6 protein-coding genes are annotated in these 9,617 nt (G+C 36.9%); 1 reads left to right on the top strand and 5 read right to left on the bottom strand.

What is annotated here, in order from left to right; genetic code table 11:
* Window positions 1-581 precede the first annotated feature (581 nt).
* Both F6K22_RS19950 and F6K22_RS19945 read right to left on the bottom strand, forming a co-directional pair.
* Window positions 582-1,244 (bottom strand): hypothetical protein, encoded by a 663-nt coding sequence (locus tag F6K22_RS19950; protein WP_293101635.1) that lies wholly within the window; start codon window positions 1,242-1,244, stop codon window positions 582-584.
* A gap of 99 nt (window positions 1,245-1,343) precedes the next feature.
* Complete coding sequence (locus tag F6K22_RS19945; protein ID WP_293101632.1) at window positions 1,344-1,865, bottom strand: ATP-binding protein; 522 nt, start codon at window positions 1,863-1,865, stop codon at window positions 1,344-1,346.
* Between the two features lie 222 nt (window positions 1,866-2,087).
* Between F6K22_RS19945 and F6K22_RS19940 the strand changes: the two genes are divergently transcribed.
* Entirely contained in the window at window positions 2,088-2,969 is an 882-nt protein-coding gene (locus F6K22_RS19940) for an alpha/beta fold hydrolase (protein ID WP_293101630.1), read from the top strand.
* 278 nt (window positions 2,970-3,247) lie between these two features.
* Here the strand turns inward: F6K22_RS19940 and F6K22_RS19935 are convergent, their stop codons facing one another.
* The 3 genes from F6K22_RS19935 to F6K22_RS19925 form a co-directional block, all read right to left on the bottom strand.
* Window positions 3,248-4,165 (bottom strand): histone deacetylase family protein, encoded by a 918-nt coding sequence (locus F6K22_RS19935; protein ID WP_293101627.1) that lies wholly within the window; start codon window positions 4,163-4,165, stop codon window positions 3,248-3,250.
* A 515-nt stretch (window positions 4,166-4,680) separates the two neighbouring features.
* On the bottom strand, window positions 4,681-7,236 hold the full coding sequence (locus F6K22_RS19930; protein WP_293101624.1) for a GUN4 domain-containing protein: 2,556 nt from the start codon (window positions 7,234-7,236) through the stop codon (window positions 4,681-4,683).
* Window positions 7,237-7,741: 505 nt separating this feature from the next.
* Entirely contained in the window at window positions 7,742-9,469 is a 1,728-nt protein-coding gene (locus F6K22_RS19925; protein WP_293101621.1) for a serine/threonine-protein kinase, read from the bottom strand.
* Window positions 9,470-9,617 lie beyond the last annotated feature (148 nt).

Genomic DNA, 9,617 nt, shown 5'->3' with positions numbered 1-9,617 from the left:
TCCACTCCGTTCCAGTCGCTGCGGACTTGATGTATAGGCGTAGGTTGGGTTGAGGTATCGTAGCTTGCTTCCCGTAAGGGTAACCCAACAACAATAAGGCTTATGTTGGGTTTCACTATCGTTCTACCCAACCTACTAAAAACCTAACCCCCCTACCCCTATTCCCTTGTAGGGAAGGGGGGTTTCAAAGCCTCTCTCCTTGTAGGAGAGAGGTTTGGAGAGAGGTTTTTATGAGTTTACAAACAGTTTCTTAAGCCCCCCCTTCAAAGCTATCCCTTATAAGGAACTCCTGAAAACCTTGTCGGAGGGTGGGGAGAGAGGGAAGAGGGGGAGGAGGGGGGAGTAAGAATCTTGGTGTGCATTTCTCAAAAAAATGTCTAATTCAATACACTATTTCTCAGAAAAAAGCTGATTCAAGACTTGAGCATAACCGACTGAAATTGTGAAGTTTTATGTTAAGAAATATGTTTATAAAGCATAGCCTTCAAATGGGGGGTTTGGGGGGATTAAACTCTTTCATATCTTTAACAAATTGTTATCAATTATCAATTATCCATTATTAATTAATAATGGATAATTGTTTAAGCTTTTCCTTTTTCTTGTAAAAGTTCTGTAACAATCGGGTGAACATCATACCAAAGTTTACCATTGCGATATTCTAGCACATATAACCCATGCAATAAATCCAAAAACCGTTGCTCTTTAGGGTCATTTGGTGTAAACTCTTGATAAGTTTGCTGTAAAACTTCATAGTCTGCTTTTCCGATTCTGGTATCAAAGTCAATCCTAATCTTAGTTATCGCTTCCTCTAGCACTTCAGCATTAATTTTTATCTCTAAATCATCTTGTTTCCGCCGAATTAACCGCAGACAAATCCGACAACATTCATTAGTTATTCTGACTAACTCCCGCAAGACTCCGCCACTATAAATAATAATTTTATTGACAGTTTCTGGCTCAATTAATTCTCTAGAAATTCGTTTATACATTACATCAGTTAACATTGCAGTTTGTTCTGGTATTGGCTCAGAATTAGTTAGGTAACGTTCTCCCTGTTTAAACAACTTAGAAACTGGCATTGTCACAATTTGATTATTAGTTTCTGTCGTTAAAGTTGCTGCCATTCGGACTTCCCGTAAAACAGAAATAGGAATAGTAAAAATAATTCTAAAGTTGGGTTGAAATAATGCTTTTATATGTTCTTCATAAATCTGTCGCACTACACCCAGGTCGATTTTATCCAAGTCATCAATAACAACTAAAATTTCTTTTTGAGAAGCATTCTGAACTACAGCAGCAATTTCATTAATTCTGGCAATTAAATCGGAGATTTTTCGGAGAAATTATTGTTTAATTTCCTCTCTAATAGTCGCATCAGGTTTTAACTTCCCAGTAATAATTTTAAATAAGTCAAAACCAGCCGAAGTTCCAGCCTTAAATTCTTCAGTTTCTGTTCTAGTTTGCTTGGCAAACCATTTATAAAATTGGTCTTTTGTTGATGATTTAACTTTTACTTGTTGCTTTTCTGCTTCTTCCATCAAACGAACAGCGATCGCGAACAGAATATTAATGTGATTAACATCGGACATTTCTATGGAGTCAGAAATAGAGAAAAGCACCACAAAATATCTATCTGCCATCTGCCGACCAAATTGTGCTAAAAGAGTAGACTTGCCACACCCCCGATGACCAGCAAAAATTATTTTACTATCTCCAGAAGGACTATCTTCCACCAGTTGTTGTAACTCTTCGATAGTGTCAGTGCCATATTCAACCCAAAACTTTTTCAGTGCAGTTTCTGTCAGCAGTGGCAGAAGTTCCAGATTTCTATAAGCTTCACGAAATGATTCTAATAATTGACTCATTTTACTATAAATTATTTGGTCTATTATATAATTTTAGTATAAACTAAATCGTTATAAATAAGTTGAATTTTCACTTATTTATGAGTTACGCAGTATAAGGTATTTTGGTCATTGCGACCGACAGGGAAGCAATCTCAAGTCCCATTTTTTTCGTATCTCATGCGTAAGTCCAGTTATTATTAATATAGAAAAATTACTATCTATCCACCAAACTAAATTCTCATGTTTGAACAATTTACCTATCAAAAAATCACCACTTCCAATGTCACCATTAATGTAGCCAAAAGCGGAGACGGCCCCCCACTACTACTATTACACGGCTATCCTCAAACCCATATTATGTGGCACAAAGTCGCCCCCACCCTCGCTCAACATTTCACCGTTATTTGTACAGACCTGCGTGGTTACGGCGACAGCGACAAACCACCCTCCGACCCCCAACATCTCACCTATTCCAAACGAGTCACCGCCCAAGACCAAGTAGAAGTTATGGCAGCTCTGGGTTTCCCAAAATTCTTGGCAGCAGGTCACGATCGCGGCGGTAGAGTTCTCCATCGCCTTTTACTAGATCGCCCCGACTGTGTGGAAAAAGCAGCAGTGCTAGACATCGTACCCACGAGAAAAATTTTTCAAACTGTCAACCAACAACTCGCCACTGCTTACTCTCACTGGTTTTTTCTCCTCGAACCTAACAATATTCCCGAACGCCTCATCGGTTCCGATCCTGCATTTTATTTACAGAGTAAACTAAAACAGTGGAGTGCTAACCAAGCAGGTTTCACTGAGAGTGCCATAGCAGAATATGTTCGTTGTTTTAGTGAACCCGCCAGTATTCATGCCACTTGTGAAGACTACCGTGCTGCTGCTTCTATTGACCTAGAACATGATGAAGCAGATATTGACAGGAAAATACAATGTCCGTTATTAGTATTGTGGGGAGGGTTGGGAGTGATGGAAAAATGTTATGATGTGTTGGAAACCTGGCGAGAAAGAGCGATAGATGTGCGGGGTAAAGCTTTGGAGTGCGGTCATTTTGTGCCGGAGGAAGCGCCAGAGGAAACAACTCAAGCGTTGCTTGATTTTTTTTTACAGCGCTTTTGCTGATTGATGAACCACATCGTCACAACCAAAACCTTGTAGGGGCGATTCGCGAATCGCCCCTACTGTGGTCTACCGACATGAAAACCGCTGTAAATAGGAAGTAGGGGGAAATAATTGATTTTATTTTTTATTATCGGAGACTTCTAATAGGTAAAACATCATCACGCTCGTAGTTGGGCTTTAGCCCAAACATACAGGGGGCTAAAGCCCAACTACAAACAAAGGCTTAATTAGTGCTTAGTCTCCCCATCCCCCCATCTCCCCATCTCCCCATCTCCCTCTCACAGTCGATATTGCTGAAACACATCTCTAGCAGCACGATGCAATAATGAATGAGTGTAAACTAACGAATTCATATCCTTTGTATACCCACCACCAATAACGCAAGCTACCGGATAACCTGCTGCGACACAGGTACTCAATACTTGCATCTCCCGCCGAAATATTCCTGTATCTGTCAAAGCTAATTTTCCCAAAGCATCATGGATATGAGTATCGACTCCCGCATCATACAACACTAAATCTGGCTTGACTTCTGAGAGCAAATCTGGTAAATATTGTGCTAACGTCTGGAGATAGCGATCGTCACCCATTCCCTCTGGTAAAGGTACATCTAGATCGCTAATTTGTTTTCTACTGGGAAAATTAACACCACAGTGCATAGAAAATGTAAATACCGTCTCGTCATTTTGAAATATCCAAGCAGTTCCATCTCCTTGATGTACGTCTAAATCTACTATTAGAACTTTTTCAACTAATCCTAATTTTTGAATCACACGAGCAGCGATCGCTAAATCATTAAAAATACAAAACCCAGACCCATAACTGGGGAACGCATGATGAGTGCCACCAGCAGTATTGCAAGCTACACCATATTTGAGTGCTAACTGTGCTGTTAATATTGCACCACCCACAGCAATGCAAGTTCGATTTGCTAATGGTTGACTCCAAGGTAAACCAATACGTCTTTGTGCTTTTGGGTCTAAAGTGCCGTTACAATATCCTTCTATATAGTTGCGATGATGTATTAATTCTATCCATTCTAAAGGTGGGAGTTGTGGGGTAAAAAAATTGGATTTATTTGTCACTTCATCTGCCAATAACATTTCATAAAGTAGTTTGAATTTTGCCATAGGAAAGCGATGACCAGGTGGCATTGGTGCAACATAATTAGGATGATAAATAATTGGTAAATTCATTAATTAAGGGGATAGGGAATAGGGAGTAGGGAATAGGGAAAACTATTGATATTTTTGATAGTTAGCCTATTATATAGAATCCGGTTATAAAGTATATGTTTATAAGTAAGCATTCAGCAGTTAGCGGTCAGCGGTCAGCTATTTATTTTAGTTTAATAAAAAAGCTTTATTAGTTGAGGTAAATCGAATTTTACTATCAAAGCCAACTTTAAAGGTTATATTCATTTAAAGCCTTTTTAAGGTTTTTATTGGGTGTGCTGAGAGCTGTTAGTGTTAGCGTTTCGCTTTCCTACGGAATGCTAACGCAAACGCGACATGAAAAGCGAGAGCTACCGTAGCAAGAGGCAGCTCCTCTGTAAGAGGCAGCTCCTCTGAAGGAGGCAAGAGGCTGGCTAATAGCTGAATGCTTACGTTTATAATTCTATAATTACTTCAACATTCAATCTCCCTATCATATAATAAGACTTCTAGTGACTAATCTAGCCATAACGTATATTAACTATAGGAAATTTACATTACAAATTACATTTTATTAGTTTATCCATTAGATAATGGTACGGAGCAAGTGCTGCACTTGTTCTTTCACGATGGGGGGCGGGAAGATGACCTTTTGGTGAATTTTCTGGAAAATCAAAGCCTAGCTCATCATATTTTAACCAGTTATCATTTTGATACCATCCAACAGTTTTACCAAAAAGTTTATAGGGTTCCTCTTGAAAAAATCTTGGCTTATTTCCTGTTTGTAAATAGATTTGTTTTTGCACAGTAAAACCAAAATATCCATTAGAATTTTCCACCCAAAGTTTGTCTATTTTCTTGAGGTCTGAACAAGGAAATTTAGATATGGAAACAGAGTCTAACCATGCTTCTGATTTTCGGTTGGCAACTTGCAGCATAATATTTTCTGTTTCGCGATCTGCTTTTTTCCACTTTCCTTCTGCAAGCAGCTTTTCTAGTTTAGAGTAGTCTGCGGGTAATTCACCCCAGACTTTAATAGTTTTGTCATCGCTACCGCTAATGATATTTTGCCCATCGGTACTGATAACTACAGAAGTAACCACCCATGTATGACCTGTGAGAGTAGCTTTGAGACTTCCTGTTGCCAAATCCCAAATTTTGATAGTCTTGTCTTCACTACCACTAACAATAGTTTTCCCATCTGAGCTAATGGCAACAGACCAAACCTCCTTACTATGATCGCTCAGAGTCTCTTTTAGACTACCCGATGCCAAATTCCAAATCTTAATCGTGCCATCAGCGCTACCACTAACAACAGTTTCCCCATCTGAACTGATGGCAACAGAAAAAACTTGGTCGTTATGACCTGTGATAGTAGCTTTGACACTACCCGTTACTAAATCCCAAACCTTAATAGTTCCATCACCACTACCACTAACAATAGTTTTTCCGTTAGGAGCGATGGCAACAGAATAAACAGCATTTATATGAGCAGTAATAGTAGTTTTGAGAGTTCCTGTTCTTAAATCCCAAACCTTAATAGTGCCATCAGCGCTACCACTAATAATATTTTTGCCGTCGGGACTGATGGCAACAGAATAAACATCGTTGCTATGAGCAGTGATAGTAGTTTTGAGAGTTCCTGTTACTAAATCCCAAACCTGAATAGTGCCATCAGCACTACCACTAACAATAGTTTTTCCGTTAGGAGCGATGGTTACGGATAAAAAGCGATCGCTATTACCAGAGAGAGTCCCCTTGAGACTACCAGTTGGCAAATCCCAGACTTTGATGGTTTTGTCATAGCTACTACTAACGATAGTCTCTCCATCTGGACTGATGGCAACAGAACGAACCCAGTCATTATGACCAGTCAGAGATCGAATTTCGGAAATATTTGTGGCAGAAGAGAGAGTATTGCGAGTTGGTGAAGGTAATAAAGTTGGAGAAGGTTTAATTGCAACTTCTTCATCTCGTTCATTGAGAGTAGGTGGTGGTGAAAATGTTTCCCGGTCTTGAGCGTTGAGGGTAGGTGATGGTGAAGATGTTTCTTTTTGCCTCAGAATACTAGGAATAATAATAATACAAGCAAGAATAGCACCGCCAGCAATACCTAAACCTATTTTGACCCAATTGTGGGGGGGAGTTGGTGAAGGTTGTGGAGTAAATGACGGTGAAGCAGAAGGAGGAATAGTAGGTTGTTGATTATTAACCTGATTTTTATGTATTAAAACTGTTTCTTGTTGTGATGGGTTATTCACATAATTATTATTATTTAATTCTACAATATTATTATTATTATTATTTAATTCTACAAATATTTCATCAATAGTTTGATAACGATGTCTCCAATAATCGGCAACCATTTTATCTAGAACTCTACCCAATTTTTCACTCACATTAACTTGGTTTTTCCAGATAAGTTCACCAGTGGATGGGTCTTTAGCTAATCGACTTGCCTGCATTCCAGTTAATGCTTCAATAGTCATCATCCCCACAGCATAAATATCACTACACAATCTCGGTTGACCTGCTGCTTGTTCGCCAGGCATATATCCGGGAGTTCCTACTGCTATTGTGTGAGTTGTATGACCTCCACTTGTTACGGTTAACCCTTTAATTTCTTTGACTGCTCCAAAGTCAATTAAAACTATTTTTTCATCAGATTTTCTCCGCATAATATTCTGAGGTTTTAAGTCACGATGAATTACATTTTGTTGATGTACATACTTTAAAACTTCTAAGATTTCAGTTAATAGTTTAATTCCTTGTTCTTCAGTAATTTTTTGCCCTGTATAAACCTCCTTTGTTAGATCGTTACCTTGAATAAATTCCTGAACCAGATAAAATTGTCCGCCCTCTTCAAAATAGGCAAATAATCTGGGAATTTGATTGTGTTCTCCCAGACGTTGTAATGTTATTGCTTCTTTTTCAAATAAAGTTTTAGCAATTTGAAATACTTGCGGTCGGGGGTCTGATGGAGCGAGTTGTTTAACAACACATTTAGGATGATTGGGAAGGTCTAGATCGGTAGCTAAATAAGTGGTGCCGAAACCACCTTTGCCTAACTCTGATAAAATTTTATAGCGGTGTCTAAGTGTTTTGTTAGTCATTATTTTTCTATTAAGTTATATCATGTGCCCCCTCCGGGGGAGCTACGAATTGCGGATAATCACTTATAATAAAGTTTTTGTTTGTAGTAGGGCTGAAGCCCGAACTGTAGATAGGGCTTCAGCCCTACTACGAACTGTAATTATAATAACTATTTAACCGAAAATAATATTATATCAATTTTATATTATTACGACTCAGCAGCCAGAAGTCAGGAGTAAGGGATTAAGAAATAAGCTAGAGTAGTCATATGCAATACTAAAATTATTGCTATATATTCCCCTTGATTTGTATTTTAATTAAAATAATCAAACAGAGTAACTCTTAATTTTATTATGTAGATGACTTAATTACCGAATCATTAATTATTAATAATTATTAATTAAATAATTCAGCTTTATTAGCCTCCCCTTTCAAGGGGAAAAAAATGCTAGGACATTTCCTTATATTCAATCAATAAAGGTTTTAACGAGAGGTAATTATCCATTATCCATTATCCATTATCCATTAATGAAATTCATCAAGTCTATGTGAAAGAAAGCAAAAATATGAATGAGAATTCGACAAATACCAACGCCTTCTGATTAAATAGTTAAGCCTAATTATTCTACTAACCCAAATCAAAAATAACAAAATAGCAAAAAAGATAATAAATACTAAAATAACAAAAATTCCACGACCAATCAAAGCACCATATTTGTGCTGCGCCTTTAAAATCACAAACAAATTATTAATTAAACCGCCATATATGTAATACAACTGTAAAACTAAATAACTATAAATACCAAATAGACCAACTATACTAGAACAAAATGCCAGTCCACAAAATACAGACCAAAATCCAATTTTTGAAGTTATTAATACTGGGAGATGCCCTCTAGGAGCTTTGCTTTTAAAGATTAAATTACAGTATAATAACCATCCATCCAGAAGTCCGTTATTTCGCTTCAGTTTCCATCCAATTTTCTCGGAAAATTTTTGATAAGTTTCTTTTGTAAATTCTAAGGGATTATTTCCGGTATCCAAGTAAATTTGCTTTTGTACGCTCAATCCAAATTTACCATTACTGTATTCTTGCCAAAGTTGGTCAATAGTTTGCAAGTCAGTACAAGAAATTTGTTTTAGATTCTGAGAATTTAATCCCCAGCCAAATACTCCAAAAAAATTCACTAGCCATCTTATTTTTGCAGCTTTTTGCATAATTATATTTGTTTCCCAATTTGCCTGTTTCCACTTTTTTGCTGCTAATAAATCATGCAATTTAGTACAATCAATATTCTTAAATATTAAAGCTGTTGCTTGTTGTGATGTGAAAGACTGTGATTGATTATTTACATTATTATTAAACTGCTTCGATAATTCACTTAAAACCCTGCTAAAAAAGTTGTTAAATCTTAATTCCCAGAGAGGTTTATTACCAATATTTCCTAATTCAGTTATTAGCGCATCAATATTCTGATAACGATGCCTCCAATAATATGCCACCATTTTATCTAAAATTCTACTCAATTTTTTACTCGCATTAACTTGGTTTTTCCAGATAATTTCACCTGTAGATTTATCTGCTTGTAATTTACTAGCTTTAACTCCAGTTAATGCTTCAATAGCCATCATTCCTACAGCATAAATATCGCTACAAAATTTAGGTTTACCTGCTGCTTGTTCAAGAGGCATATATCCAGGAGTTCCCACAGCTATAGTAATAGTTGTATGACCTTCGCTTGTTACGGTTAATCCTTTAATTTCTTTGACAGCTCCAAAATCGATTAAAACTATTTTGTCATCAGATTCTCGTCGCATAATATTCTGAGGTTTTAAGTCACGATGAATTACGTTTTGCTGATGCACATATTTTAAAACTTCTAAAATTTCAATTAATAGTTTTACTACCTCATTTTCACTAAACTTTTTGCCAGAATAAATCTCTTTTGTTAAGTCATAACCTTTAACAAACTCTTGCACCAAATAAAATTGTTTTTCCTCTTCAAAGTAAGCTAGTAATTTGGGGATTTGATTATGTTCTCCTAGATGTTGTAATGTTCTTGCTTCCTTATCAAATAAAGTTTTAGCAATTTGAAAAACTTTTGGTCGGGGGTCAGAAGGAGCCAGATGTTTAACTACACATTGAGGATGATTAGGCAGGTCTATATCGGTAGCTAAGTAAGTGGTGCCAAAACCACCTTTGCCTAACTCTGATAAAATTTTATAGCGATGTCTAAGTATTCTGTTAGTCATTGTTTCTTTGAGAAAGTTATATCAATTTATAACTTTACCTCATTAATCTAACATCTCTTATTTAATATCATGTTCGGATAATCACTAACTATAAAGTCATTGCGACTGGAACGGAGTGGAAGGAAGCAATCTCAATGGTTTGAGATAA

The organism is Okeania sp. SIO2F4 (assembly GCF_010672385.1).
Taxonomy (GTDB): domain Bacteria; phylum Cyanobacteriota; class Cyanobacteriia; order Cyanobacteriales; family Microcoleaceae; genus Trichodesmium.
Note: the sequence above shows the minus strand (reverse complement) of the source record. Positions and strands in the feature narration are given on the sequence as shown.